The following is a 25,992-nucleotide window of genomic DNA, read 5'->3' on the forward strand; positions in this document are numbered from 1 at the left end:
CCCCGGCGGCCCGCAAGCAGCGGCCGCCGCGGCCGCCAAGGGCGCTCCCGCAGCAGCCGGAACGGAGCTGCCGCAAGAGAAGCCGCCTGCGGCCGAACAAGCGGCGGCCAAGCCAGCTAAACCCGAGGCGACGAAAAATATCGTGAAGGAAGCGGGCAAAACGCCTGTTTTGACGTTCGAGGACCTGTATTCCGAGATGACGGTGCGCGGCGTGAAACTATCGGATCAGGTGAATCAGTTGTCTGGTAAAAAAATGGAAATGACCGGTTTCATGGCTCCACCGTTGACCGCCAAAGTCAACTTTTTCGTGCTGACCAAAGTCGCGCTCACCGTCTGCCCGTTCTGTTCGACGGATGCGGACTGGCCGACGGATATCGTAGTCGTCTTTATGCCCAAGGGCAAGGACGTGACGCCGACGGAGCATCAGGTCAAAGTGACGGGCACGCTCAGCGTCGGCTCGCAGACGGACGAAGAAACCGGCTTCGTCAGCCTGATCCGCATCAACGCGGACAGCGTGGAGGTGCTGAAGTAATGCTGCATGCCGAGAACTTGACCAAGTCGTACCCCCTTCCGGGCAAGCGGCAGGTGGACGTGCTGAACATTTCCCATTTTGCCATGAACGCAGGCGAACGGGTGGCCTTGGTCGGACCGAGCGGCTCGGGCAAAAGCACTCTGCTTCAGCTCATCGCCGGCATCCTGCGGCCTACAAGCGGCACCATCCGCCTGCTGGACCGGCAGCTCGAACGGCTGAGCGAAGCGGAGCTGGACCGTTTCCGCGCGCAGCATATCGGCTACGTGTTCCAGAGCTTCAACCTGCTGCCGGGCTTTTCTGCGCTGGAGAACGTGCTGGCGGCCATGCAGTTCGGCAAAACCATCCCGCCGAAGGCGCAAAAACAGCGCGCCGGCGAGCTGCTGGCGCAGGTCGGCCTCGGGCACCGGCTTCACCACAAGCCGGACCAGCTCAGCGGCGGCGAGCAGCAGCGCGTCTCCATCGCGCGGGCGCTGGCGAACCGCCCGGCCCTTGTGCTGGCGGACGAGCCTACGGCCAGTCTGGACCACGCCAATGCGGAACAGGTGTTTTCGCTGCTGGCCGAAGCTTGCGAACAAAACGGAACGGCCCTGCTGCTGTGCACCCATGATCCGGAGCTGGCCGGCAGACTGGACCGCGTCGTGAGCCTCCGGGAGCTTTCCATTTACGATACCAGAGAGGTCGGGTAACATGTCTTTGCTGCACATGGCTTGGCGCAACCTCATGAACCGGCGGGTCCAAACGCTCATTACCGTCATCGTCGTAGGCATCGGCGTCGCGATGACGCTGAGCATCATGATGCTCTCTGCTGGCATCAAACAAGGCATCGTCAAAGCGAGCGAGCCGTTCGGCATGATCGTCGGCTCCAAGGGGAGCGCCAACCAGCTCGTGTTCAACACGATCTTTTTGATGGACAATCCGTTGGCGAATATTTCGCTAGATTATTACCATACGCTGGAGAACGATCCCCGGGTCATTCAAGCGGTTCCGTTTGCGCTCGGCGACAATTACCGGGGGTTCCGGCTCGTCGGCACGACCCCTTCCTTCTTCGCGCTGAAAGGGAAGCCCAGCGACCCGCCGTATTTCCAACTCACGGACGGGCGGTTGTTCGACAAGCCGTTCGAAGCGGTGCTTGGTGCTAAAGTCGCCAAAGAGACCGGGCTGAAGGTCGGGGACCGGCTCGTTTCGGGTCACGGCGTCGCCAAATCATTGCAGCACGACGAAGGCCACAAGGACCATCCGTACACGGTCGTCGGCATCCTGCACAGCGTATCGGCCCCTTCGGATCAAGGGATTTACGTCAGCATGGACAGCTACTGGATCAGCCATGAGCATCCGGGGGAGCAAAAGCACGAGGAAGATGAGCATGGCGTGACCGCCGCCTTGGTGAAGCCGCGAAGCTACGTGGACCTGATGAAGATGTATCAGGAGATCAACCAGGGCAAAGAGGCGCAAGCGGTGTTTCCCGGGCAAGTCATCGCCAAAATTTTCGATATGATGGGCAGTGGCGAGCAAATTTTGAAATATATCAGCTACGTCGTTCTGGGCATGGCCGGGCTGACCGTCGTTCTCGCCCTGTACGGCTCCACCGTGGAACGAAGACGGACCGTCGCCATCCTGCGCGCCATCGGGGCAAGCCGCAGCGCCGTCGTCACGATCGTGCTGCTCGAATCCGTGCTGGTGGTCGTCTTCGGCTGCGTGCTCGGCACGGCACTCGGCGGTGGACTCACCTTACTGTTGTCGGACTATATCGGCTCGCAAATATCCGTGACGGTCGCGGTCGCGTACAGTTGGGACGTAGCTGCCGTTATCGGAGGCGTTGCACTGCTGGGCATGGTCGCAGGCATTCTCCCCGCCGTCAGCGCCTACCGAACGGAAACGGCCCGTTATTTGCACACGGCCTAATCAAATTTGTAAAAAACGACGGGTCGCCCTCGCTTCAGCTCGGAATAAGCTGAAAGAGGGCGATTCGTCGTTTTCGTTTTAACGCTGGAGCAGCGCCGTTATTTTTTTCTCAAACGTGGCGTAGTCGGCAGCACCGGTAATTTTATCCGCGATCATGCCGCTGCGGTCTACCAGATACGTTGTCGGAATCGGCACGATACGGTACGCCTGGGCCGTCTCCGCCCGTTCATCGAGCAGCACCGGAAACGGCAAACCATGCTCCGAGACGAAAGCCCGGACGGATTCGATCCGGTCCTTGGCCGTAATGTTGACCGCCACCACCTCAACTTGGCCCTGATACCGCTCATACAGCCGGACCAGCGCCGGAGCTTCCGCTTTGCACGGCTCGCACCACGATGCCCAGAAATTAATGATCAGCGGCTTGCCGCGAAATTGCTCCGACGTATACGTTTGTCCGTCCAGCGCCGGGAGCGCGAAAGCAGGTGCCTGAGCCCCAATCTTCGCCGCCGTCCCGGAACGAGCCGGGAGCTTGGAATACAACACCAAGGATACCAGCGCGACCAGAAGCAGCAGCATCCCTTTTCTTTTCATCGTTTCACCGTCCGTCCTTCTCCTGCTTGTCCCCTTTATTGTATCGGAAGATTGTTTTCCGAATGTCAACAGAGATGTTTGTAAAAGAACATTCTGAAATGGTAGAATCAGGTTGTTCATGCAATTTATACGGGATTTTCTATGAATAGGTTTCGTCGCTGCCTGCGGTTCACGAGGCTTTGTGCAAAAAGAGTTTCCATCATATAGAGAAGGAGCGTATAAAAGCAGATGAAAAAACTTTTATTGTTGGCACTATGCCTCTCTTTGACCGGATCGACGGCGGCTTACGCCTACCAGCCCCAGAACGATCCGCCTGGCATAAGGAACAAGTCGAATGACGTTATGGATTATTTTTCTGTCGAAACCTCGAAAGAGGGCAGCTTCTTCTTCACATCCGGGGACGGAAAAGAGGATCTGAACCCTGGTGTAGACGGTTCGATTTATCGGGTCGTGATCAGTTCAAACGTGAATGCCGTCTTTACAGCCGTGTTCCCGGACGGCTCGGAGCAGGCCTTTGAGATGGACAAATCTCATAACGGTTACTTGTCGATTCCGATCGAGTCCGGCGTCAAGTCGCTCAAAATTAAAGTTGGAACGGACGGATCGCGAACGGTCAAGGCCAACTTGCACCAGTATCGCGTACATACGGAAAAAAATAATTTCATTTTCAATTATAAAAAATGGAAGAAGAAAACGAGGTAAGTTAACCGGACAGACTAAAAAGGGAACCCGCACCTGGTCCCCTAGAGTGTTGAGAAAGAGGTTTTTAAAGAAAATAGAGATACATATGGAGGTGGGGTATCTGCTGGAGGAGCGTGAGCGTTCGCCTTTGTCTGCTGGAAATATCCGCTACTACGCGGCTTCAAATATAGATTTCCTGCAGACAAGAGCGACCGGAAGTAGATATCCCACCCCCTCGTACACCTCTATTGACATTCCAGCCGGATCAGACCTCGCGTATCGCCACGTAAATCTCGACCTCGGCATCGCCGGGATCAAAGCCGCGCGCATCGTATACTTCGAAGTCGCCCGTATAGGCGCGCTCGTACGAAGACGTCTCGAACCACGCCCAGATGCGCTGCCACGCCTCGGCCACGATGCGGGCCACGGGACCCCGCTCGCTTTTGAACACGACGTACCGCGCCTGCGGAACCGCCTCTACGGCCAATCCTTCCGGCGCCGTCTCCTTCGCCCACGCATGCCCGATCAGCACCGTGTAAGCTCCGTTCACGTCGCTCTCGTAATCCGTATACAGCACGTAGGTCAAATGCGGCTCGCTCACCCCATCGATCCGGGATAGCTCCGCAGCAAAAAAATCGTTCCACAGCCGCGGAATCGCCCCGTCCGGGCCGATTTCGCGCTGATTCGTCGTTCGGGCGCTCACGCCGACAAGGTTCATTGCGGGTTTGGAAGCAAAGCTCGTTTCCATAGGTTCTTCCTCTTTTCATCGTATAGTTGACCATCAAGTAATTGTGATGTTCTGTAACCTTCGTTTCTTAGTATACGATGCTAAATTGGACAGCCCCCTGTCATAGTTCCGCGTACTGCGCGATAATCTTTTGCGCCCGCTCCTTCAGCTCCCTCGCTATAAACGCCGGCTCGTCGATTCTCACCTTGTCCCCGAAGCTGAGCATCCAGCCGTAAAGCCACTCGTTCGCCGGATAATTGCCGCGGATGCGGATCGAACCGTCCGGCAGCCGCTCCGCCTGCTCCGTCGGAAACGTATCCTCCACCCGGTCGCGGACTTCCGGCCGAAAGGTCAGCACTACATCCAAGGCGCCGGACCCCGACCATTCCGGCTGCCAGGAATATGAGTCCAAGGCCGGCGCCGGACGCGGCTCGAAACGCTCCTCCGTCACGCGAAGCTCCCGGACCCGGGACAGCCGAAATACGCGAAATTCGCCCCGCAGCGTGCAGTAGGCATGCAAGTACCACAGGTAGCCTTTGAGGATCAGGCCGATCGGCTCCACAGTCCGTTCGGTTCCCGCTCCATCCAGATTCGTGTAGCGAAAAGTAACCGTACGACGCTCCCCGATCGCGGTTCTTAGCGCCTGAACCCTGGCCCTTGCCGACGCGCTCTGCCCCCACGGATTGAAGTCGAACGTCAACGGCGCTCCCCCATGCTCCAGCAGCTCCCGCTCCGTCGGCTGGAGCATCGTTTTTACTTTTTCCAACAGATTGGAAACCGACTGGTCGTCAAACGCCGTACGTATGCCTTGGACCGCAGCCAGCATAGACAACAGCTCGTCCAGAGCCAGAAATTGACGGCTAATCGTAAACTGCTCCATAATCTCAAAACCGCCGGTCGTCCCCTGATGCGCGACAATCGGAATGCCCGCCAGGCTAAGCGCCTCGATATCGCGGTAAATCGTCTTGGTGGATACCTCAAACCGGTCGGCCAAAGCTTTGGCGCTGAGTCTTTTTCGATTCAGCAGCAGCACGGTGATCGCTAACAAACGATCCGTTCTCAGATGCCCCGCCCTCCCACCTCGTCATTACGGGGAGCTACCATCGTTCGTCAACAGCCCCTCCGTTGCCTTTTACGAGCATTATAACAGAAAGGACAGGCTGGGGCCGATGGCATCTATGTATTCCGTTCATCCCCAGAAACGCAATAAACGGACATCGAGCGGATTTTCGGCACGGCGGCGCTGTCCAACACGTTCAGACGAATCCGGTCCGTACGGACCCGAGCAAACCGGTCGATCTTCTTATGCCCGACCGCGCTGCCTCTTACGAGCTCAATCCACCGTCCGTCCAGCATCGCTTCCAGCGAATATTCCCGAATGCGCTCGCCATACCGGATGTCTTCCATCAGCACCGCATGATCCAGCTCCATAGGCTCGTCCAGCACCAAATCCACCCCGCCTTCTACATCCTGCACTTCGGCAAGCGATCTGCCAAAACGGCGGCGGATTTCCTCCCCGAGCGCCAGCACGCGCTCCACGTCCGCCTCCGGCAGCAGTCCCCGCCGATCCGGAGCTACGTTCAACAACAGCGTCGCTCCGTGCCCGACCGAGCGGTAATACACGTCCATGAGCTCCTCCAGGCTCAGCAGGCGAGCTTCGTCTTCCGGATGCCAAAACCAGTGATTCTTGCGGATCGGCACGTCGCATTCGGCCGGCAGCCAGGCCGGCGTCTCCGGCAGCCAGTTCACGGCCGCCTCGGTGAACATGCTGACCCGGGCCGTCTCGGCCGTGTTCCAGCACGGATACGGCGCGACGCCGTCCTCGTTCCCGACCCATCGGATGGTCGGGGCCCCCATGTTGAAAATCATCGCGTCCGGCTGATGCCGTTTGACGAGCGCGATGATGCGCGGCCAATCGTACTCGCGCCCTTCGGACCCGGCCCCGTCGAACCATACCTCGACGAGCGGCCCGTACTGCGTTAGCAGCTCAGTCAACTGCTCGGCGTAGAAGTCGTCGTATGCGGCGCGATCCCGATAGCAGGCCGCATTCCGGTCCCACGGCGATACATAAATGCCGAACCCGAGCCCCTCGCTTCGGCAGGCCTCCGCACAAGCGCGCACGACGTCGCCTTTCCCGTCAAGCCACGGGCTCGACTTCACCGAATAGTCCGTCGTCCGGGTCGGCCACAGGCAGAAGCCGTCATGGTGCTTCGCCGTCAATATAAAATAGCGAAACCCGGCCTGCTTCGCGGTCCTTACCCATTGAACGGCGTCCAGTGCCGTCGGATGGAACCGCTCGGGCGAGTCCGAGCCGTCGCCCCATTCCTGATCGCAAAACGTATTGATGCCAAAATGGCAAAACATCCCCAGCTCCATATCCTGCCAGCGGAGCTGCTGCTCCGTCGGTATAGCTAACAAAGGCTCATGCTTCATCATGCCGGCACATCTCCTTCCGCTTCTTCGAATTTTCGGGCAACCTCGCAGCCAAGCCCGCTCTGCCACTCCGTTGGGAGTACAGGCGGGCTTGGCTCGTCAGCCGGATTACTTCTGACCCTTGGCTTTAAAGCTCTCGTTCATTTCCTTGATGTGGCTTTGATAGCCCGGGTCGTCTTTCATTGTCTTGACGAATTTATCCCAATCGTCGATCGTCGATTTGCCGATGATAACATTGATAATCATATCGTTGATCTTTTTGTTCCAGTCGGCTCCTTTTTCCTTGAACGGCGCCGATTTCGGCAGCCCGAACTCCGGATTCGGCTCGGATTGTCCCGCGATCGTATCGACCAGCTTTTTATTGTACTCGAGAATGTCGGACGGCATGCCCGGCGCGCTGGCGCGCAAATACTTGTTGTAATAGCCGGTTACCCATTGGCCCGTAGAGTCGCCCGAATAGCCTTTCTTCTTGCCATCTTCCGTTTGCGTGACCGCACCGTCCGTGCCGATGGTGAAGTCCGTATCCTTAATGCCATACGTTCCCAGATTGTAGCCTTCCTCGGTAGCGGTATAGTCGTACACTTCCAGAATGCGCTTCAGCTTCTCCTCGCTCACTTTCTTGCTGACGAGGAATTGGCCGTAATAGCCGATAGCCTGCTCGTAATGCGCTTTGCCGTCCGCTGCTTTCGGAATCTCATAAGCCACCAGGTTGGCGTTCGGGTTCGCTTTTTTCAAATCTTGATTGAATTTATAGGCGTCGGAGACGTTCGTGATCGCCGCCCCTGCTTTGCCTTGAACGAGCATGTCGCGCACCTGCTGGCTCTTCAGAACCGGCAGATCCGGCACGATGCCTCCGGATTGGAACGTTTTGTTCCAGAATTGCATCGCCTCTCTCGCCTGTGGCGTCATCCAGTTCGGGGTGATGCTGCCGTCCGCGCCTTTCTGCCAGCCCGTTCCCGCACCGAACATACTGATCAGGTACCCGGCCGGGCCCGGTGAGCCGAAGAGCGCCAATCCGTACGTGTCGGCTTTGCCGTTGCCGTCCGGGTCGTTCTTCGCGAAAGCAGTCAGCACGTTATACAGCTCGTCCATCGTCTTCGGCGGCTGCATGCCGAGCTTGTCGAGCCAATCCTTGCGCAGCAGGAGCGCCTCGGAGCCGTCCAGCGGACGCACCCGCGGCAGCGAGTACAGCTTGCCTTTAATGGAGGCGTTATCAAAAACGTTTTGCGGATATTTGGATAAGTTCGGGTAATTTTTGATGTACGGCGTCAGTTCCCAGAACGCGCCTTTGTCGATCGCATTCAGGAAGCTCGGCGTCGTGTTGAAGTCTTCCACGAACATCACGTCGGTGATGTCGCTCGACGCCAGCAGTACGTTCAGCTTTTCCGTGATGTTGTTAGCCGGGATGTAGTTGATTTTCAGATTGACGTTGAACTTCTCGCCGATCTTCTTGAGCCCTTCCAGCTCGCCAGTCGGCGCTGCGCTGAACGCGATTGTCGTGACGGTGATATCCATCGGCTTGCCGGATTTGCCGTCCCCTTGAGCTGCCGGAGCATCGGATGCCTTCCCGCCGCAGGCGGCGAGCGAAGCAACCAGGGCGACCGATACGGCGCCTGCGGCGATTGTTTTCATCGTTTTCATTCAAGATGACCTCCCTTAAGTATGTTTCCGGATGCGAGGCGAATGTTCTTTTATCGGTGAACGGCCGGACACGGTCGGGCTAGGATACCATCAGCCTTTGACCGAGCCCACCATCATACCCTTGACAAAATACTTCTGCAAAAACGGATAAATTACAACGATCGGCAGCGAGGAGATGACGACGGCTGCCATTTTGATCACATCCGGCGGCACGGTCTGCTCGCTTTGGATCATGGCCGCAACGCTCGGGTCAGCCACCTGCGTGGACGCCTGAATCAGCAGCAGTTGAAGCAGCACCTGCATCGGCCGCAGCGAGTCGTCGTTGATGTACAGCACCGCACTGAAATACGTATTCCAGTACGCCACCGCAAAAAACAGTCCGAAAGCGGCCAGCGCCGGCAGCGACAGCGGCAGCATCACCCGGAAGAAGACGCCGATGTCCGAGCAGCCGTCGATGTTGGCGGCCTCCTCCAATTCGGCGGGCACGTCCTGATAAAAGTTCTTCATCAAGAACACGTACCAGGCCCCGGTCAGCACCGGCAGAATGAGCGCCCAGATCGTATTGGTAAGGCCCAAGCTGTCCACAAGCATATAGTTCGGAATCATCCCCGGCTGAAACAGCATCGTGAGCAAAATCGCCACGAGGAAAAACTGCTTGCCCTTGAGCCGCTTGCGCGACAGCACATACGAGAGCGAGCTGGTAACGACAAGACTGAGCAGGGTACCAACGACGGCCAACACCGCGCTGATTCCCATCGACCGGATGAACGTTCCCGTCGACAAAATGTAACGATACGAGTCAAGACTCCATTTTTCCGGGAAAATAACGACCGACTTCGTCACATACTCGTTCGCGTCGGTGAACGAGATGATCACCACATACAGAAACGGCAGCAGCGTCAGTAGCGAGATGACGGTCAACAGCACGTAATTCGCTGCTTGAAACAAACGGTAAGAGGCCGATGCTTTCATGTTAGTAGAGCCCCTCCTCTCCGAAACGCTTCGCGAGACGGTTGGCCGCAACGACGAGGATGAGACCGACGACGGATTTAAAGACGCCGACGACAGTTGCATAGCCGAACCGGCCGTTCAAGATGCCTACGCGGTAGACGTAGGTGTCGAACACGTCAGCTACGCTGGATACCGGAGCGCTTGCCATCAGGTAAATTTGCTCGAAGCCGACCTCCAGCACTTGTCCGAGCCGCAGGATAAACAGCACGATGATCGTACTGCGGATGCCCGGCAGTGTAATGTTCAGCATCTGCTTCCAGCGGTTCGCCCCGTCGATCTGGGCCGCTTCGTACAGCTCTTGGTTGATCGCTGTAAGCGCCGCGAGGAAAATAATCGTCCCCCAGCCCGCTTCCTTCCAGATGCTTTGCGCGGTCAGCATGAGCCAGAAGCCGTCCGGGTTCGTCAAGAAAGCAATCGACTTGCCTCCGGATTCCGTAATCAATTGGTTGACCACACCGGTGCCTTGGCTGAGCAGCAGAAAGCAGATACCCACAATAACGACCCAGGACAAGAAGTGAGGCAAATAAATAACCGTTTGCACGAATTTCTTAAAAAACAGCAAGCGCACTTCGTTCAGCAGCAGCGCCAGCACGATCGGCATCGGGAAGAAAAATAAGATGTTCATGAAGCTGATCCCCATCGTGTTGCGGAACAAAATCCAGAAGTCCGGGTTCGAGAAAAATTCCTGGAAATATTTGAACCCTACCCATTCGCTGCCCCAGAAGCCGCTCCAAGGCGAGTAATCCTTGAAGGCCAGAGCCAATCCCCAAATCGGGAAATATTTGAATACGAGAAAAAATAGCAATCCCGGCGCCGCGAGCAAGTACAAGCCTTTGTCTCTTCGCAAAGCAACCGCCCATTCCTTGATGAAGCCGTTTGTCTTCGGCCCGGCTCCATTCTTCCGCAAGCCGGCCGGAACGTTCGTACCGCGAACCGCTTCCGTTTCGGATGAACTCATGCTTCCACCTCCTGCGTTGTCAGATCAATCCGTCTTCGATCGAATATGTCTGCATCGTACAGTGAAGCGGAGATGGCGGCAAGGCGCAATTCTTGGAGCGGTCACCGGGCAAAAAAGGAGCATCGCCCCTCGGGACAGAGGCCGAAAAGACGCGCCTGTTCGAGACTTTCGCGCGTCATGCCCACTTCTTATCTTCTCGGGCATTACAAAAAATGAGCATGACTGCAGCACGCGTTTTCCAACCCATGGTTGAATTTCCCAGCCGAAAGGTCTATAATCAGTACTGCTTTTATCTATGATTCTACTACATACATCTGGGAGGCAACATCACATGAAGTCTGGAACATGGAGCAAATGGAAACGCGGTCTGGCCGGGGGCTTGCTCGCCGTCACCACAATGCTCGGAACGGTCGTACCCGCACTGGCGAACGAAGCGCCGCAGGCTGCGCCTCAGATCAGTCCATGGTCGATGGGCGTACTGAACGAAGGGGAAAAATACGGCATTTTCCCGCTGTCGTGGTACTATGACGGAACCTTTCAAAAACCGATCGCTCATGATAGATTTCAATCATTAGTCCAAGCGGCCGGAGCGAAGCTGGATGCGCTCGGATTAAGCAAAAAGAGCGAGTTCACGCTGCCATCGGGAACCGCAACGATCACTAGAGATGCCGTTCTCCAATCTTTGTTCGGTTTGTTAAAGCAGTACGAGCTGCCGGCAGCCTTCGAGATGGATAAGGATGCTGAGCCGATTGCGTATTTGCAGAAGAAAGGCATCGTCCAAGGAACGGGCAGCGGTCTGGAGCTGGATCAACCGTGCACCGTCGAGCAGGCGGCTGTGCTGGCCAGCCGGGTCATCGAATATGCCTACGAAACCGCCGACGGCGGGGCAAAAGGGCTTTTCTGGAAAGTGACGAAGGGCAACAACACGATGTATTTGCTCGGATCGATTCACCTGGGGATTCCGGAGATGTATCCGATGCGGAAAGAGGTCAAGGATGCGTTCCAATCGTCCGACGAGTTGCTGGTCGAAGTGAATCTCATGCCGGACGATACGGCTGGATTGGAGTATTTCACCAGTCTGACGAGCTATAACGATGGCACGACGCTAAAGGATCACGTATCCAAAGAAACCTATGAAAAGCTGGAGCGCGTAATCGACAAATTGGGACTGCCCAAGCAAGCCTTCGATCAGCTTAAGCCTTGGGTGATCAACTCCAATCTGGCCCTTACGGCGCTCATGAAATCTCCAGAGGAGTTAGCTCAGGCGGCCGCTTCGGGTGTCGATTTGCACTTCCTATCGAGCGCCAAGCTGGCCGGAAAACCGATTCAGGAGCTGGAAGGGTTCAAGCTGCAAGGCGATATTCTGAGCAGCGCGTCTCCGCAGGAGCAAGAGAAAGAACTGAACGCGGTGCTGGACCAGCTGTTAACGCCTGACGCCAATGCTCCGGATATGGCTGCACAGTTCAAGCAATGGCAGCAGCTGTGGGCCAAGGGGGACTTGGACGGCTTTACCCAAGCCTTCGCCGCTTCTTCCCAGCAATTTACCCAAAGCGGGATGGCTCAAAAACTGCTCGGGGAACGGGACAAGAACATGGCGAAAAAACTGGCGGAATTGTTGGAGAAAGACGGTAAATCGACCTATTTCGTCGTCATCGGTGCGGCGCACTATGCGGTGAAAGATATGGTTCTCGATCAATTGAAGCAAAAAGGCTATGACGTGCAATTTATTAAATAGGCGATAAAAGTGCCGCCCCGGATCGAAGCGCATTCGATACAGGGCGGCTTTTGCTATTCATCATTCGGATTCGCGAAAGAAAGACGTGACTTCAAAAAGCAGCCCGCCCAGGGCCGTAAAGTACAGGGTGTAGCCGCCTCTCATTTTTCTGGGACCGTGCTCCGTATGAATGTTGGCGACAGCAAGCTTGGCGTGGAACTCATCTACCTCGGCCATCGTTTCTACATAAAAACCGATGTGGAAATCCTTCGGGTAAGTTACGGTTTCTTCGCCAAAACGACTCAAAACAAGAGTGAATCCCTCTCCATCGCTCATCACGGCAAGAGCGTCGCCTTTCTGGTTGAGCAATTGAAAGCCGAATAAGTGCTGGAAGAAATCCGTTGCTTCGGACAGATCGTTGACACAAAGATTCAAGTGGTTCAGTTTCATAAAGTTGCCTCCTTTATAATTTTGACTCATCCGCAGTGCAGAATATGTACCTTAACGCAAGGGCTCGAAATAATGATCACTCTTCAATCTAAATATATTAGATTAATCTAATGATGTTAGAATAATCTAATATGGTATACTTGTCAACGGAAAGGGTGAATTCTCATGGCTAGGAAAAGGATCTCTCCCCCGGACTCCATCCTGGGTTGGCCGGAGGCAGAAGCTGCGCATATTCCGCTTGATCGGGTTCGTATCCTTCAAACCGCGCTGCAGGTGCTGGATGAGATCGGCCTGAAGGAGCTCAGCATGCGCAAAATCGCAGACAAGCTGCAGGTCAAAACCGCCTCCTTATATTATCATTTCAAAGATAAAGAGCAGTTGATGCAGTTGCTTTCGGACAAAATCAGCGGGGAAATGGTTTGGCCGGAGGCGTCGCTTCCATGGAAAGAGCAAGTTTTGCAATGGGGAGTTCAGTTCAGGAAAGTCCTTCTTCGGCACCGGGATGCGGTGGAACTGTTCAATCTTACCATCGGGGTAGGCTATCAGCGTCTAACGCAAATCGAAAAGCTCTATCAGCTCTTCGTCTCGGCTGGCTTCGCCGACCCTCAAATTCCGTGGATCGCGTCCATGCTGAAAAACTATGTGCTGGGATTCGTCGCGGAAGAAACCCGGCTTCACGCTTTTGCCGGAGATGAAGATCAGGCTTCGTTTGAAGCGTTGGGCGAGCGGTACAGCCGGTTTTTTCGCCAATTGCCGGAGGAGCACTTCCCCAATACGATCCGCCTGGCCCCCCATATCACGAATACGGATTGGGAGAAGGAGTTTTCTTTTGGCTTAAGCGTATTGATCGAAGGCTTTTCAACCTTTCAACAAAAATAAAACAGGTCCGGCTTTACGCCGAACCCGTCTCGCGGAACTGACCGGGCGTTTGCCCGGTTTGTTTTTTGAATACGCGGATGAAATTTTTCGGCTGGTAGCCGACGCTCTCCGCCACTTCGGCGACGGACAGGCCGGTCGTCTGCAGCAGCGTCTTGGCGCGGTCGATGCGGTAGGCCGTCAAATATTCGATGAACGATACGCCTATGATCCGCTTGAATAGCTTGCTGAAATAAGGAGGGCTGAGCCCGCAGCGCTCGGCGACTTGATCCAGCGACAGATCGATATGATGATTCGCCTCGATATAAGCGATCGCGGTCTCGAACGTCCGCTCGTATTCCTGATGATGCCTTTGCTGCACCTTCCGGGCAATCGGACGAATCAGCCGCTCCCGGAACCAGTCGTTCAGCTCCTGGATCGAATGCACATTCTTGATCTGCACGTAAAGGTCGGTTTCGTCGCCGGTCCCGTCCGCGCTTTCCCTAAGCGAAAGATTGAGCAGAAATACGACCCGCAGCGCGGCGGTGAGAAGCTGGTAATAGGCCGTCCGAATCCGCTCCGTCTCCCGCAGCGTCTCCTGCGCATAGGCGGCGAACTGCTCAAGCTGCAGCTCCGCTTCCGCGGCATCGCCGTTGCGCAGCGCCTGCTCCAGCCCCGCTTCGATCTCGAACGGGTACGGGTAGGACTTGGCTTCGCCCGCGTCCCCGTCCCCGCTGCGGATGACTTGACCTGTCCCGGCCCAGAACCGGGAGCGGATCGCCATCGCCGCCTGCGCAAACAGCCTTGGCAAGCCGCCCGGCGCCCCCGGTCCGTCCCCAAGCCCCGCCGTGACCGGCAGCTTCAAGTAGTCGGCCAGTACGGTACGCAGCCCCGCGGCCAATTCCTGCACCTGCGCGAACCATGCCGCGGGGTCCTCCGTGTCTTCCCAAAGCCAGACGGCAATCTGATCGTTCAGCAGATTCACGACCATGCCGCTTGCGCCCTGCTGCGCGAGTACGTCCTGCGCAATATTTTTCATTGTAAATACGATCAATTCCTTGTCGCTTTCCCGGAAGCGGCTGCTGCCGTCCGGCGATTGATCGTATGCAAGCGCAAAAACGGCGTGCATGTGCTGATAGGGCACGGCATACCGTTCGAACAGAACCGGAAGCTGCTCCGACGTATAATGCGCGTAATGCCCCTGCAGCCACTGCAGCGCGAACGCCTCGCGAATGGCCGGCAGCTGCCGGTTGAGCTGCGTTTGCAGGCGGGTTGTCGCCTGATTCAACTCCGCCCACCGGCTCTGCACATAGCCGATCTCGTCGGCCAGCAGCTCCTCCTCCCGGTTCCCGCGCACCAGCGAAACCAGATGCTCGATCGGCCGGTACAGCCGCTTCGTGCTCCAAGCCGTCGCCGCTGCGCCCAGCAACAGAAACACCAGCACGATGGCCACGGTGATGACGGCGATGCCGCGCGATTTGGCGTTCAGCTCCTGCAAGGGCACCATGTCGAGGTACGTCCAGCCGTTGGATGAAGAATGGAGGGCAGTGACCAAATAATCGCGCCCTTCCCATGGGAAGGAGAAGGCTTGTCCGGGATGCTCTCCCGCCTGCTCATACAACCCCTGAGGTGCGGGCTGCCCGGCGGACGAGACGACCTCCCGGCCCTGCTCGTTCAAGATGAACGACAGCTCGCCAGGATAAGCGGAAAAACGCGTCATATTTTCCTGAAGGAACGACGGGTTCAGCTGCAGAAGCAGCAGTCCGATCGGCTCCGCGGCTTGAAACGGCACCTGACATACGAGCGTCACGCTTGCCTGCCCGCCGGGGGCGTCCCCCATAAACCGGAACGTATCGTTGCTCCAGTACATCGCTTCGCGGGAAGCAAGCAGGCCTTGCAGCTGCCGGCGGTCCTCCTCTCTGGCTACCTTATGTCCGCCTTGATCCGGCGACACCAGATAGTCGTCTTCGGCAATATACATGACAATGCGGCTAATCTCGGCGTTACTATTTTGAAGAGAAGATAAATTTTGGAATAAATTGGAGTAAAATCCGGCGTAATTCATCCATTTCTGCTCCGTCAGGTTGCCGTTGAAAAACGACCCGAGCAGCATCTGAAGCGCATTGCTGCGGACCCGCTGCAGCGCCGTATCAATGGAATACGAAGCGTGGCTTAAGACGCGGGCGTTGGCTTGGTCCACTTCCTTGCGGATCGCGGACGACGAAAACCAATAGCTGGAGAACCCGACAAAGATGACGGGGAAGATCGAGGCAAAAAGCGACACAGCAAGCATGCGCCGCAGCATCGATTTGCGAAACGAAGCAAACGGGTTCCGTATGCGGAAATAGGTGCGTTTCATGGTGCGTGACTCCCCCTCGCTTTCTCCACTTTAGTCTAATGCGTCGTCCACCCGTTTGGCAAGACCGCAAGCGCACCGGTCAAAAAAGACACGGCGCGCCCCCATGGATGGCTTTCTATGGTCTTGTCCGGCAAGCCTACTTCCCCTGCGGATCGGCTGCCGTGATCATGTGCAGCAGCACTTGAGCGACTTCGGCGCGTGCTGCGTGAACTTGCGGAGCAAGCCGGTCTCCCGCCTGCCCCTGCAAGAAGCCCAGCTCAACCGCCTGCCGTACCGCGTCCTCCGCCCAAGCGGAGATTTGTCCGGCGTCGCGGTAGACCGCAAGCTGCTGCGCATCCGGCGCTGCCGCCTTGCCGCCCTGGAAGGCGTAAGCCCGCATCAGCATGACAGCCATTTGCTCCCGGGTGATCGGTTCGCCCGGGGCAAACGACGTGCCCGTCACCCCGTCGACAACCCCCGCTTCATGAACGGCCGCAATCGCGTCCGCATACCACGCCTTCGGGTCCACATCGCGGAAAGGCATCCCCGACGGGCTTGCTTTCAGCCCAAGGGTGCGAACGAGCATGGCGGCAAATTCCGCACGCGTCGTCGCTCCTTGGGGGTCGAATTCGCGTTCCGTCACGCCGCTGACGATATGCTTGGATGCCATCACCTTCAGCGTGCGGTACGCCCAATGATCCTCCGACACATCCGCGAACGATTTGTCGTAATCCAGTACGGCGAACGTACGGTAGGCCGTAACAGTGGCCGACACCGTCCCCGCCGCTTTATCGACCTTCGCCCCGACAAAATCCCATGTCTTCGACGTTTCGTTATAGGCGTAAATGCCTAGCCGGTCCGGATCGGCTGTCCGGGCGGCATCGTAAGGCAGCTTCAGCACGACCGGCGCAGAAAACTTCTCCAGACGGAAGGCTGGCTTGTTTGGCGAAACTGCGCCGATTTGCAGCTCATACACCGTCCCCGCCAAGCGCAGCTCCGACGACGGGTCGGGCTTGGCCGCATTCGGTGCGAGCGCTTGCTCTGCCGCCGGACGCAGTTGCAGCACGATCTGCGCGTCCGCCGTATTCGAAGGCAGGCTGCCGCTCACTTGTGCCAGCACGGCGGCCGGAATCGTGAGCGCCGCCTTGCCGATTTCCACTTCCAGCGGATTGTTCCGCAGCAAGGAGGCCGCTTGCGCCGGGAGCGCCAGTTCCGACGCCGATTCGTCCATACGCAGCGTCACCTTGCCATTCGCTGCCGGCCGCAGCTCCTCTTCCTTCACGACGACTGTCCCGGGCTTCTTGGACGGCTCGTTCGATCCTGTCGCAGCAGAGCCGGATGCTCCCGGCTGCGAAGTGGAACTCGGTGAAGTCTCAGATGTTGACGAGCCCGCGCCTGAGCCCGAGTCCGAGCTGGAATCCGAATCGGAGCTCGAATCAGGCTTCGGCGATGGTCCGGGGCTTGGGCCTGGTTCAGGCGACGGCCCGGGCTCAGGCGTTGGACCGGGCTCAGGCTTCGGCCCCGGGTCCGGGCCGGGACCCGGCTTCTCGGGCTCCATGCCCGCCGTGGTTAGCGTTACGCTCGGACCGCCGACGCTCCAATGGCCCGCGCCGTCCACCGCTTCGACGCGGAACGTGTAGGCCGTGTTCGGTGCCAAGCCCCGGATCACGGTCGAATACACGCTGCCGGCCACGGTAACCGATTGACCGGCGCCCCAGCCGATGCGATATCCGGCTACGCTGTTGTCATCGGCAGCAGGCGTCCAAGCGAGCGTGACTTCGCCGCGGTTCGCTTCCGCCGCGGTCAGCGTACTGCCTAACGGCCACGTAGGAGCGGCCGTATCCGGCCGCTCCGTACGCAAAGTCGTTACTGTGACGCTCGGACCGTCTGTGCTGACGCGTCCGCCCGTATCCGCCACCTGTACGGCGAACGTATAAGTCGTGCCCGGCGCCAATTGGCGCACGTCATACCCGTAAGTGCTGCCGCTGACGCTGGTGATCGGGGCACCGTTCTGATAGATGCGGTACGTCGCATCAGTTACCGTGCTCGTCACTGCCCCGGACCAGGCGAGAGATACGCCGGTTTCGGAGACGTTAGCGGCCTTCAGCGCGCCGCCTTCCCAGTGCGGGACGAGCGGGTCGCGCAGCTTGATCGTGTGCGTCGCCCCTGCCGAACCGGCCACGTTGATCTGTACGACCAGTTTAGGCGACGTCTGAACGACCTGCACCGTGCTGTCCTGGCTTACCGGCACCAGCGAGCCACGGTTCAACTCGACAGTCACCGACGATTGCTTCTGCGTCGGATCGGAAACGGAAAGCGTAATTTCTCCATTCCGTTCCTTCGCCATCACGGATACCGGATTTCTCGCCGTCAACGAGTCGATCGTCCCGGCCTGCCAGAAATTCGCCGCCGTAATCCCAAGCGACGGCTTTCGCACCGCCTGCACCTGAGCATTGTTCGCAAGAATCGACACCGGCGGCTGCGCGCTGTAGCTTTGGGTTGCTGCCGCATTCCGGTTCGGCAGCACGACGTAAGCGTAATCTGCGTTCACCGGCTTGACGCCGTGCGGAATCGCCAGACTCAAATAGTTGCGGGTGATCGGCGTCGCGCTGAACCCCGTATTGATGTCCTTCCATGCTCCGGTGCGCGCTTCCCGCTTCACAGCCACATTCGCTCCGTTCGGGAAATAATACCCGATATCCGTCCCGGGGACGTTCCCGGTCAGATGCGCCCATTGAACCGTCCGATTGAGATCGGTGGTCTCCTTCGGCACGACGGCGCCGTCGATCGTCAAAATGTTGTCGTTCCCGTCCGTAAGCTTCCGATTGTCGGCAATGGTCTCAACGGGATTGCTGCCCGTGGAGGTGATGCCGGCGCCAAGCGCGACAATTTCGTCGTCGAGCAGGAACCATGATTTTTTACCCTGCAGATCGCTGCCGGTGAGCTTCTTGAGCGTAAAGTCCATGCCGACCGCGCTGTACAGACCGTCCAGCGTAGAGCCGCCCACCCACGTTTGGGTGTTGGGATAGCTCGCCCAATCGGTCGCCGTCAGCGTTTTGCCGGAACCGTCCGTCGTTGTGCCCGGCAGCCGGAACGAGTCTACCGTCGGCCAAAAATCGTTGCGGTACTGCGTCTGATCGTCATTGTACAAATAGGTCATGCCCACGCCCGTAAACCAGCCCTTCAGGTTCTCGCCGTTGCCCTTCTCGAACGAGGAGATCCGGTCGGAGAAGAGGCTGACGCCGAACAGGTAGCCGGGACGGAAATGAAACACTTTGTCCATGCCCGCCATGATCTGGCTTTTCACCAGCTCGCCCCGCGGCTGCACGCTCGGATCGTTCAACAACCCTTTCAACAGCTTGATTTCATAAATCGACGAGGACGCCTGATAATAATTCGTCGTAATTTGATCCTTCGTCATCCATTCCTTGACCATGCTGCGGTAAGCAGCCGCTTTATCCGCCGGTGCGCCGTCGGACATGCGAAGGATGGTCATCATGAGGCCCCGTGCGGAACCAGCCGTCTGCCGGGAAATGCCCCGCCCGTTCGTCATATCGAGCGCGAGCCCGTTATAGATGATTGGCTCGAAGCTTTGCGACACCCAATCGTACACGGTGTTCGTCCGCGGGTCCGTAATCGGCCAAGGCGAGCCGTTCAGCATGTAGCCCATATCCGCAGCGCCCTTCAGCCACACCCCGCCGTACCCTGCAGTATAAGCGATGTTCGTGTGCTGTACGAGCGAGCCGTCGCGGTATACCCCGTCGCCGCTCGTCGTATAGACGAACTCGCTGCCGATCGCATCGCGGCCCTGTACGATTTTCGCGCCGTTCTTGCCGATCACGCCGCGAAGCGTAACGACCAGCGCCTTGTCCAGCAGGTTCGCGCCGTTTTGCTTTTTCCCTTTCACCCCGAGAACGGAGGAATAGACCGGGTCCGGACAAAACTGGTCGATCGCTCTTATGTATTGCTCCACCTGTGCCGGGCTTAAATCGTCATACAGCAGCACAAGAATATCGTTAATGGTTTGAGCCGCCCCGATCTCCCAATCCCACCAGTTGTCATACGGCGTTTTGTTCTCGTTGTACCGATTTGCGTACATCCAGTCCATGGCCTCGACAAGATCCTTTTTCAGCGCAGGATTGTTGTACAAGGCCGAGTAAGGCGTCTTATAAGCAACCGCCATCATTCTTAGGCGGGAGAAATTCGATGTCATCTGCGCGGAGACGGTCGTGCTGGTCAGATCGCTCCAGAGATACGTGCGTCCCGCCGCCGTGTTCAGCTTGTTCCAAAATCCGGTTTGCTCCGCATTGCTGACGGAGGAAGCCAGACTGTCCAGAAAATAGGCGTAGTCGGCATCCGCAGGGTCATAGCCGGTACCGCCCGTCAGCTTGTCCAGCCATTTCAGCCGGATCGCATCGTAGGCCTGCATCATCTGGGCGCTTTCCACGCTGACGATTGATTGCGCCGACAAACGGCCGTCATCGGTCTGAGCGGTAATGGTAGCGGAACCTACCTTGTTACCCGTAACCAAGCCCGCGTCCGATACGGAAGCGACCGAAGCGTCAGACGACGACCAGAGTACCTTCACGTCAGATGCCGCGCTGCTCGGCGTAACGACCGGAGTTAGCTGCGCGGTTTTCCCCACTTCGACGGATACGCCGGTTGGTTCCAAGGCAAGACCGGTCGCCCCGGTCCACTCCGTAAGCGTCACATCGTCCACCCAAGCGGTGCCGGAAGCAAAATCGAAGATCGGCTCCACGACGACTTTATTCACGTTCGACGGAATCGACAGATATAAATCATACGACTGCCAATCGTTGGTTCCTTTTAATTTCGGCGTAAGCGGACCGTCGCCGATTTTCGTACTGGAGTTAAGATACTGCGTCCGGACATACATGCCGCCGCTTCCGGCGTTCACGTTGTCCGTCTTCATCCACAAAGACAGCTTATAGCTTTTGTTCGGTGTGACGAGCGGCGATTGCGTAACGGAAGCCCGGTCCGACGTCGTGCTTCCGGACAGCTTCAAGGACTTCGTACCGCCGTGCGCTTGTGTTGAGTCCACAGCGAAGGCGCCACCGCCGACCTTGAATCCGCCTGTCCAGTTGGACGGCGCTTTCCCTCCCGTCCACTTCCCGGAGGTGTCCGTGACAACGGTTTCAAAATCGCCGTTCAACACCAAACTTCCCGTAGCGGCCATCCCGATCCCTCCTCCTATCGGGACTAACCAGCCGGGCATCACTAATGCCAGGATCGTCAAAATTTTCACCATGTTCGTTTTCATTCCGGTCCCTCCCAGCGGCTATCGGCCAAACGTCCCCCCAGTTCAAGCAGAACGCGCGGGACTCCGGCCGCTATTGCATCTCTATTCTTACAGAAACCTATTCTTACAGAAACGCCATCCGCTCGGCAAGGCTCAATTCTTGCAAATCCGCCCGGGCAAAAAATGTTCCCGGCTTTTCGCCGCCGCAATCCGCCATTTTCAAACGAAAAAACCCGTCTTATGGAAGCCCATAAGGACGGGTTAAACAGCATCGTAATTTCCGGATGCAAGCCGGATTAATTAACTTCTTTTTCCAATATGGTAATGAACACTTGGGGTGCGACTTCGACGTCTTTGGTTTCCACAAATCCGAACTGCCTGTATAACGAGATTGCCGAACCATTTTTCGCTCCCGTGCTCACCGCAAATTTGCGGATGCCCGGTTCGGATTCGAGCGCGTACTGAACCAAGCTTCGTCCGATGCCTCTGCGAAAATAATCCGGATGCACGACCAACCGGGTAATGTGCAGCACGTCCTCCTGCTTTTCGACCGCAACGACCCCCGCCAACGTCCCGTCCACAGCATAGCCGTAAAACGTCTCCTCCGCTTGCATCAACGTCTGGACCGTATCCCGGAGCTGGGGAATGCCGTCGAAGCCGATCAGCTCCGCTTCGACACGGTAGGCCGGAAGCTGCACCTGAAGCACTTGCTCGGCCACCTCGGGCTGCGTCATGTCCAACTGCTGTATCATCTTGACCCTATCTCCTTTTCGTCTTGGTTTGGTATCCCTTTATCGTAACGAAGAGGCGCGGGACTAGCCAAGCAAAAAATAGGTTTAGTCAAACGATCCGAAATCCGACCGACACCATTGAAGATGCAAGAGGATACTTTTGAACAAAACCCGAGTCATTTTTCCATAAAAATACATATCACAACTGACGCCCGAATAGGATACATTGTGGACATGGCCCCCGGTCCGATGCGCGTCCGCGGCAGCTTGCAGCCGGATTGTACTTTAACCGGGAATTCGAGTACGGAAGGAGGGAACGACGATGTGGGTTAAGCCAAAAGCTAAAATCATCGACGTCTGTGCCGAAGTAACCGGGTATGCCTGCCAGAAATAAACGGCTCTGAAGCCGCAGCGCACAACAATCGGGTTGCCGGAGAAATCCGGCATCCCTTCTATAAGGGGGACGATGGATGCTTCTCAAAATTATCGGGACGGCGGCCGGAGGAGGCTTCCCGCAATGGAACTGTGCTTGCCCCAACTGCCGCTTGGCACGCGCCCGTGACGGACAGGCGCTTACCCGGATGCAAAGCAGCGTGGCCGTCAGCAGCGACGGAGCCGCGTGGTACTTGATCAACGCTACGCCGGATATCCGCCAGCAGATCGAAGCGCAGCCCTCCCTTCGGCCCGGACCGGGGCTCCGCAGCACGCCTATTGCGGGGGTGCTGCTGACCGATGCGGAGCTCGATCATACGATCGGGCTGCTTAGTTTAAGGGAGGGCGGGCAGCTGGACATCTATGCGACCGGTCCGGTCATGCAAGCGCTGGCCGGGCCGTTTCCCGTCCGCCATATGCTGGAGCCGTACGCAGGCGCGCACTGGCGGGCAATTACTCCGGGTGATCCTTTTGCCCTGTTTGGCGGCAGGCTGGAGGTTACCCCATTCTATCTCGGCTCGAAAGCACCTCGCTATGCTTACGGATGCTTGGGCGGGAACGAAGGCGGGGAAGCGCCAACCTGGGTCGTCGGCTACCGGATCGAGGACCGGCTGACCGGCGGCAAAGCCGTCTACGCCCCGGGCATCGAGGCCTGGTCGGACGAGCTGGAGCGGATGCTGACGGATGCGGACTGCATTTTGCTGGACGGCACCTTCTGGCAGGCCGACGAGCTGAAGGGGCTGGGCGTCTCGGATCTCGCCGCTTGGGACATGGGGCATGTCCCGATCGACGGAACGGACGGGAGCCTGTATCGGCTTGCCCGCCTGACCGCGGCGCGTAAAATCTATGTACACATCAACAACACCAATCCGATATTGAACCCTGCGTCGTCCGAATGCCACACGCTGCTTGCGCTCGGCATCGAAATCGGATTCGACGGCATGGAGTTGGAGGTATGACGATGAGCGAGCCATGGTCGAACGACGAATTCTTGATGCGGCTGCGCCGGATCGGAGAGCAGCGGTATCACGACAAGCATCCTTATCACATCCGCATGCACGAGGGAAAGCTCAGCCCGGAGCAGCTTCGGGCCTGGGTCGCCAACCGGTTTTACTATCAGCAAAACATCCCGGTCAAAGACGCGCTCATCCTGGCCAAGCTGCCTACTCGGGAGGACCGGCGCCGCTGGCTGCAGCGTATCGTCGACCACGACGGCCGCGAGGGGGACGAAGGCGGCATCGAAGCGTGGATTCGCCTCGGGGAGGCCGTCGATATTCCCCGCGAGGACCTGCTCAGCGAGCGGCTCGTACTGCCCGCGGTCCGCTTCGCCGTCGATGCGTATGTGAACTTCTGCCGGCTGCAGCCGTGGCCGGAGGCCGTCGCTTCCTCCCTGACGGAGCTGTTCGCGCCGACGCTCGTCTCCCGGCGCATCGTCGTCTTCGAGGATTTGTATCCGTGGATACGCCCGCAGGGGCTTGACTATTTTCGCACCCGGCTCCACCAAGCGCCGCGCGACGCCGATCACGGGCTGGAGCTCGTGCTGCGCGAATGCCACTCTCGCCGCGAACAGGAACGGGCGGTCGCCGCGCTCTCGTTCAAGTGCGACGTGCTGTGGTCGCTCCTCGATGCGCTGCAGCTCGCATACCCGGACGGAGAGAGCTGCGTATGAACTGGGGGCTGCAGGAACGACCGGCCATTCGTCCCCCCGCCCGCATGAAGTACGATGCGCTGCGCAAGCAAGAGCTGCTGCTGCTGCCGGAGCGAGTCGTTCAATTGAATGAGACCGCCGGAGCGATTTTGCGGCTATGCGACGGGCAGCGAACCGTCGGGGAGCTGACGCGCGAGCTGGAAGCGAAGTATGAACAAACCGGTCTGCAGGATGACATTGCCGAATTTTTAACGCAGGCCGCGGAGGAAGGCTGGGTGGAACGATGTCTATGAGCTTGCCGTACGCGCTGACCGCCGAGCTGACCCACCGCTGTCCCCTCCGCTGTCCGTATTGCTCCAACCCGCAAGAGCTGGAGCAGCGGGACAACGAGCTGCCTACCGACGTATGGCTGCGCGTCCTGGAGGAAGCCGCCAGGCTGGGCGTCGTCCAGCTGCATCTGACAGGCGGGGAGCCGCTGCTGCGGGCGGATACCGAGCTGCTGATCGAACGGGCGCGTTCGCTCGGCCTATTCGTGAATCTGATCACAAGTGGTATCGGGCTGACTGAAGCACGCCTCCGCCGGTTAGCGGAAGCCGGGGTCGACAGCCTGCAGCTCAGCCTTCAAGCGGCAACCCCGAGCCTGTCCGACCATATTGCCGGCTTCCAGGCGTTCGATAGGAAGCGGCAAGCCGCCGCCCTCATCCGGGCCGCAGGCCTTCCTTTGAATATGAACGTCGTTCTGCATCGGCAAAATATCGGGGAACTGGAGGCAATCGTTGAACTTTGCCTCTCCTGGGGGGCGTCGCGACTGGAGCTGGCCAACACCCAGTATTACGGCTGGGCGCTGGCCAACCGGGAAGCGCTCATGCCGACGAAGGAGCAGCTCAAGGCGGCCGAAGCCTCTTTTGACGACTTAAAGAAGCGGATCGGCAAGCAAATGGAGCTGATCTGGGTCATCCCCGATTATTACGCCGAGCTTCCGAAGCCTTGTATGGGTGGCTGGGGCCGAATCTCGCTCACCGTGTCTCCGAGCGGCAAAGTGCTGCCTTGCCCTGCCGCTTCAAGCATCAAGGCGCTCACGTTCAACTCGGTGCGGGACCGGAGCCTCGCTTCGATCTGGTCCGAATCCGCCGCGCTGAATGCTTTTCGCAGCACGGATTGGATGCCGGAGCCGTGCCGCAGCTGCGACCACCGCTTCGAAGACTTCGGCGGCTGCCGCTGCCAAGCCTACCTGCTCACCGGCGATGCCCAGCAGACGGACCCGGTATGCCGTCAGTCGCCTCACCACAGCTTGATCTCGGACGCTGTTGCCAGGGTCAACGAAGCTGCAACTTCTATCGAAGCGCCACCTTCCTACGTTTACCGAGGCTGAAATAGCTCCCGCAAAAAAAATAAATCCAAGACCTATACGGAAGCTTTACTGTCCCAAGGTCTTGGATTAATGCATAATGATCCCGAAGCTCAAAGGGGAGCGGGGCTCCTCCATCCATTCGCTTAGCCGTTCCCTGCTGCGCCAAACGCCTTTTTTTACACGCTCCGGGGACATCTCTAAAATTTCCCCTATCTCTTCATAGGATAGCTGACATTCGTACTTCAGCGAGACGATCAGCCTCACCTCATCCGGCAGCGCATCGACGGCTTCGAGGATCGTACGGGGGCTGAGCTTGCGCGGCTTCAGCCTGCGTTTGCCCGAAGCTTTCGCCATTTTGCACCGGTGAATAAGCACCCGGTAGGCAGCCGTCCGCATGGAACCGGTCGTCGGCGCAAACCCTTCCTCTGCATGTCTGCGAAACACCTCGATGAACGTACGCTCCACCTCCTGCGCCGCAAGCTCCCGGTCTTGGAGCAGCCGGTACGCAAGCCGATAGATCGGATCGTGCAGCGATTCGACGAAGCTGCGGAATGGTTGAAGCTGTTCTTGGCCGTCTGCAGAAGCCGGCCGGTATTGCTGTGGATTCATGCTTTTTGCCTCCGTTCTCATCATCTCTTCCATTATAAGAACGCGATGTGTACTTCAAGTGTCTTTTTTGGAAAAACAGACACAAAAAAACAGCCTAAACCTCGATTGACGAGGTTTAGACTGCCTTG

Annotated in this window: 22 protein-coding genes; 10 read left to right on the top strand and 12 right to left on the bottom strand. The window is 57.8% G+C overall.

Annotated elements, in window-relative coordinates:
• The 3 genes from PEL01S_RS07200 to PEL01S_RS07210 form a co-directional block, all read left to right on the top strand.
• The coding region (locus PEL01S_RS07200; RefSeq protein ID WP_218032545.1) for a hypothetical protein at window positions 1-532 on the top strand (532 nt) is incomplete at its 5' end.
• A complete protein-coding gene (locus PEL01S_RS07205; RefSeq protein WP_127459831.1) occupies window positions 532-1,218 on the top strand; it encodes an ABC transporter ATP-binding protein in 687 nt (228 codons plus the stop codon). The genes PEL01S_RS07200 and PEL01S_RS07205, both read left to right, overlap by 1 nt.
• A gap of 1 nt (window position 1,219) precedes the next feature.
• A complete protein-coding gene (locus tag PEL01S_RS07210; protein WP_127459832.1) occupies window positions 1,220-2,434 on the top strand; it encodes an ABC transporter permease in 1,215 nt (404 codons plus the stop codon).
• Between the two features lie 78 nt (window positions 2,435-2,512).
• On the opposite strand, the gene PEL01S_RS07215 is transcribed toward PEL01S_RS07210, so the two are convergent.
• On the bottom strand, window positions 2,513-3,025 hold the full coding sequence (locus PEL01S_RS07215; RefSeq protein ID WP_063182662.1) for a TlpA family protein disulfide reductase: 513 nt from the start codon (window positions 3,023-3,025) through the stop codon (window positions 2,513-2,515).
• A gap of 228 nt (window positions 3,026-3,253) precedes the next feature.
• Between PEL01S_RS07215 and PEL01S_RS07220 the strand changes: the two genes are divergently transcribed.
• Complete coding sequence (locus PEL01S_RS07220) at window positions 3,254-3,727, top strand: hypothetical protein (RefSeq protein WP_127459833.1); 474 nt, start codon at window positions 3,254-3,256, stop codon at window positions 3,725-3,727.
• Between the two features lie 244 nt (window positions 3,728-3,971).
• On the opposite strand, the gene PEL01S_RS07225 is transcribed toward PEL01S_RS07220, so the two are convergent.
• The 6 genes from PEL01S_RS07225 to PEL01S_RS07250 form a co-directional block, all read right to left on the bottom strand.
• A complete protein-coding gene (locus PEL01S_RS07225) occupies window positions 3,972-4,454 on the bottom strand; it encodes a GyrI-like domain-containing protein (RefSeq protein WP_127459834.1) in 483 nt (160 codons plus the stop codon).
• 100 nt (window positions 4,455-4,554) lie between these two features.
• Entirely contained in the window at window positions 4,555-5,481 is a 927-nt protein-coding gene (locus PEL01S_RS07230) for a helix-turn-helix transcriptional regulator (RefSeq protein ID WP_239551466.1), read from the bottom strand.
• A gap of 128 nt (window positions 5,482-5,609) precedes the next feature.
• Complete coding sequence (locus PEL01S_RS07235; RefSeq protein ID WP_127459836.1) at window positions 5,610-6,869, bottom strand: alpha-L-fucosidase; 1,260 nt, start codon at window positions 6,867-6,869, stop codon at window positions 5,610-5,612.
• 105 nt (window positions 6,870-6,974) lie between these two features.
• Window positions 6,975-8,507 (bottom strand): type 2 periplasmic-binding domain-containing protein, encoded by a 1,533-nt coding sequence (locus PEL01S_RS07240; protein ID WP_127459837.1) that lies wholly within the window; start codon window positions 8,505-8,507, stop codon window positions 6,975-6,977.
• A gap of 90 nt (window positions 8,508-8,597) precedes the next feature.
• Window positions 8,598-9,479, bottom strand: a complete 882-nt coding sequence (locus PEL01S_RS07245) for a carbohydrate ABC transporter permease (RefSeq protein WP_127459838.1) — start codon at window positions 9,477-9,479, stop codon at window positions 8,598-8,600.
• 1 nt (window position 9,480) lies between these two features.
• Window positions 9,481-10,476 carry an ABC transporter permease gene (locus PEL01S_RS07250; RefSeq protein ID WP_127459839.1) on the bottom strand — a complete coding sequence of 332 codons (996 nt, stop codon included), beginning with the start codon at window positions 10,474-10,476 and terminating at the stop codon, window positions 9,481-9,483.
• 331 nt (window positions 10,477-10,807) lie between these two features.
• Between PEL01S_RS07250 and PEL01S_RS07255 the strand changes: the two genes are divergently transcribed.
• Window positions 10,808-12,211 carry a TraB/GumN family protein gene (locus tag PEL01S_RS07255; protein WP_127459840.1) on the top strand — a complete coding sequence of 468 codons (1,404 nt, stop codon included), beginning with the start codon at window positions 10,808-10,810 and terminating at the stop codon, window positions 12,209-12,211.
• A 60-nt stretch (window positions 12,212-12,271) separates the two neighbouring features.
• Here the strand turns inward: PEL01S_RS07255 and PEL01S_RS07260 are convergent, their stop codons facing one another.
• Window positions 12,272-12,640, bottom strand: a complete 369-nt coding sequence (locus PEL01S_RS07260; RefSeq protein WP_127459841.1) for a VOC family protein — start codon at window positions 12,638-12,640, stop codon at window positions 12,272-12,274.
• A gap of 165 nt (window positions 12,641-12,805) precedes the next feature.
• On the opposite strand from PEL01S_RS07260, the gene PEL01S_RS07265 reads away from it, so the two are divergent.
• Window positions 12,806-13,519, top strand: coding sequence for a TetR/AcrR family transcriptional regulator C-terminal domain-containing protein (locus PEL01S_RS07265; RefSeq protein WP_127459842.1), 714 nt, complete (start codon window positions 12,806-12,808; stop codon window positions 13,517-13,519).
• Between the two features lie 13 nt (window positions 13,520-13,532).
• On the opposite strand, the gene PEL01S_RS07270 is transcribed toward PEL01S_RS07265, so the two are convergent.
• The 3 genes from PEL01S_RS07270 to PEL01S_RS07280 all read right to left on the bottom strand — a co-directional run bounded on the left by PEL01S_RS07270 (window position 13,533) and on the right by PEL01S_RS07280 (window position 21,845).
• Complete coding sequence (locus tag PEL01S_RS07270) at window positions 13,533-15,854, bottom strand: AraC family transcriptional regulator (protein ID WP_127459843.1); 2,322 nt, start codon at window positions 15,852-15,854, stop codon at window positions 13,533-13,535.
• 136 nt (window positions 15,855-15,990) lie between these two features.
• Window positions 15,991-21,114, bottom strand: coding sequence for a polysaccharide lyase family 8 super-sandwich domain-containing protein (locus tag PEL01S_RS07275; protein WP_127459844.1), 5,124 nt, complete (start codon window positions 21,112-21,114; stop codon window positions 15,991-15,993).
• Between the two features lie 275 nt (window positions 21,115-21,389).
• On the bottom strand, window positions 21,390-21,845 hold the full coding sequence (locus PEL01S_RS07280; protein ID WP_127459845.1) for a GNAT family N-acetyltransferase: 456 nt from the start codon (window positions 21,843-21,845) through the stop codon (window positions 21,390-21,392).
• Window positions 21,846-22,294: 449 nt separating this feature from the next.
• Between PEL01S_RS07280 and pqqB the strand changes: the two genes are divergently transcribed.
• The 4 genes from pqqB to pqqE are packed head-to-tail and all read left to right on the top strand — an operon-like array spanning window position 22,295 to window position 25,276.
• Window positions 22,295-23,215, top strand: a complete 921-nt coding sequence (gene pqqB, locus PEL01S_RS07285) for a pyrroloquinoline quinone biosynthesis protein PqqB (protein WP_127459846.1) — start codon at window positions 22,295-22,297, stop codon at window positions 23,213-23,215.
• A gap of 2 nt (window positions 23,216-23,217) precedes the next feature.
• Window positions 23,218-23,925, top strand: coding sequence for a pyrroloquinoline-quinone synthase PqqC (pqqC, locus tag PEL01S_RS07290; RefSeq protein ID WP_127459847.1), 708 nt, complete (start codon window positions 23,218-23,220; stop codon window positions 23,923-23,925).
• Entirely contained in the window at window positions 23,922-24,197 is a 276-nt protein-coding gene (gene pqqD, locus PEL01S_RS07295; RefSeq protein WP_127459848.1) for a pyrroloquinoline quinone biosynthesis peptide chaperone PqqD, read from the top strand. Before pqqC ends, pqqD begins: the two co-directional genes overlap by 4 nt.
• Window positions 24,194-25,276 carry a pyrroloquinoline quinone biosynthesis protein PqqE gene (gene pqqE / locus PEL01S_RS07300; protein WP_127459849.1) on the top strand — a complete coding sequence of 361 codons (1,083 nt, stop codon included), beginning with the start codon at window positions 24,194-24,196 and terminating at the stop codon, window positions 25,274-25,276. Before pqqD ends, pqqE begins: the two co-directional genes overlap by 4 nt.
• Window positions 25,277-25,342: 66 nt before the next feature.
• Here the strand turns inward: pqqE and PEL01S_RS07305 are convergent, their stop codons facing one another.
• Window positions 25,343-25,864 carry an RNA polymerase sigma factor gene (locus tag PEL01S_RS07305; protein WP_163768310.1) on the bottom strand — a complete coding sequence of 174 codons (522 nt, stop codon included), beginning with the start codon at window positions 25,862-25,864 and terminating at the stop codon, window positions 25,343-25,345.
• Window positions 25,865-25,992 lie beyond the last annotated feature (128 nt).

This window comes from Paenibacillus elgii NBRC 100335 (genome assembly GCF_004000865.1).
Lineage (GTDB): Bacteria > Bacillota > Bacilli > Paenibacillales > NBRC-103111 > Paenibacillus_G > Paenibacillus_G elgii.

What these genes read in the sequence shown, in the direction of transcription:
- PEL01S_RS07240 (WP_127459837.1), bottom strand. Translation starts at nt 8,507, where the DNA reads ATGAAAACGATGAAAACAATCGCCGCAGGCGCCGTATCGGTCGCCCTG.
- PEL01S_RS07280 (WP_127459845.1), bottom strand. Translation starts at nt 21,845, where the DNA reads ATGATACAGCAGTTGGACATGACGCAGCCCGAGGTGGCCGAGCAAGTG.
- PEL01S_RS07215 (WP_063182662.1), bottom strand. Translation starts at nt 3,025, where the DNA reads ATGAAAAGAAAAGGGATGCTGCTGCTTCTGGTCGCGCTGGTATCCTTG.
- PEL01S_RS07255 (WP_127459840.1), top strand. Translation starts at nt 10,808, where the DNA reads ATGAAGTCTGGAACATGGAGCAAATGGAAACGCGGTCTGGCCGGGGGC.
- PEL01S_RS07260 (WP_127459841.1), bottom strand. Translation starts at nt 12,640, where the DNA reads ATGAAACTGAACCACTTGAATCTTTGTGTCAACGATCTGTCCGAAGCA.
- pqqE (WP_127459849.1), top strand. Translation starts at nt 24,194, where the DNA reads ATGAGCTTGCCGTACGCGCTGACCGCCGAGCTGACCCACCGCTGTCCC.
- PEL01S_RS07220 (WP_127459833.1), top strand. Translation starts at nt 3,254, where the DNA reads ATGAAAAAACTTTTATTGTTGGCACTATGCCTCTCTTTGACCGGATCG.
- PEL01S_RS07305 (WP_163768310.1), bottom strand. Translation starts at nt 25,864, where the DNA reads ATGAATCCACAGCAATACCGGCCGGCTTCTGCAGACGGCCAAGAACAG.
- PEL01S_RS07225 (WP_127459834.1), bottom strand. Translation starts at nt 4,454, where the DNA reads ATGGAAACGAGCTTTGCTTCCAAACCCGCAATGAACCTTGTCGGCGTG.
- pqqB (WP_127459846.1), top strand. Translation starts at nt 22,295, where the DNA reads ATGCTTCTCAAAATTATCGGGACGGCGGCCGGAGGAGGCTTCCCGCAA.
- PEL01S_RS07270 (WP_127459843.1), bottom strand. Translation starts at nt 15,854, where the DNA reads ATGAAACGCACCTATTTCCGCATACGGAACCCGTTTGCTTCGTTTCGC.
- PEL01S_RS07250 (WP_127459839.1), bottom strand. Translation starts at nt 10,476, where the DNA reads ATGAGTTCATCCGAAACGGAAGCGGTTCGCGGTACGAACGTTCCGGCC.
- PEL01S_RS07210 (WP_127459832.1), top strand. Translation starts at nt 1,220, where the DNA reads ATGTCTTTGCTGCACATGGCTTGGCGCAACCTCATGAACCGGCGGGTC.
- PEL01S_RS07275 (WP_127459844.1), bottom strand. Translation starts at nt 21,114, where the DNA reads ATGAAAACGAACATGGTGAAAATTTTGACGATCCTGGCATTAGTGATG.
- PEL01S_RS07235 (WP_127459836.1), bottom strand. Translation starts at nt 6,869, where the DNA reads ATGATGAAGCATGAGCCTTTGTTAGCTATACCGACGGAGCAGCAGCTC.
- PEL01S_RS07245 (WP_127459838.1), bottom strand. Translation starts at nt 9,479, where the DNA reads ATGAAAGCATCGGCCTCTTACCGTTTGTTTCAAGCAGCGAATTACGTG.
- pqqC (WP_127459847.1), top strand. Translation starts at nt 23,218, where the DNA reads ATGAGCGAGCCATGGTCGAACGACGAATTCTTGATGCGGCTGCGCCGG.
- PEL01S_RS07265 (WP_127459842.1), top strand. Translation starts at nt 12,806, where the DNA reads ATGGCTAGGAAAAGGATCTCTCCCCCGGACTCCATCCTGGGTTGGCCG.
- PEL01S_RS07205 (WP_127459831.1), top strand. Translation starts at nt 532, where the DNA reads ATGCTGCATGCCGAGAACTTGACCAAGTCGTACCCCCTTCCGGGCAAG.
- pqqD (WP_127459848.1), top strand. Translation starts at nt 23,922, where the DNA reads ATGAACTGGGGGCTGCAGGAACGACCGGCCATTCGTCCCCCCGCCCGC.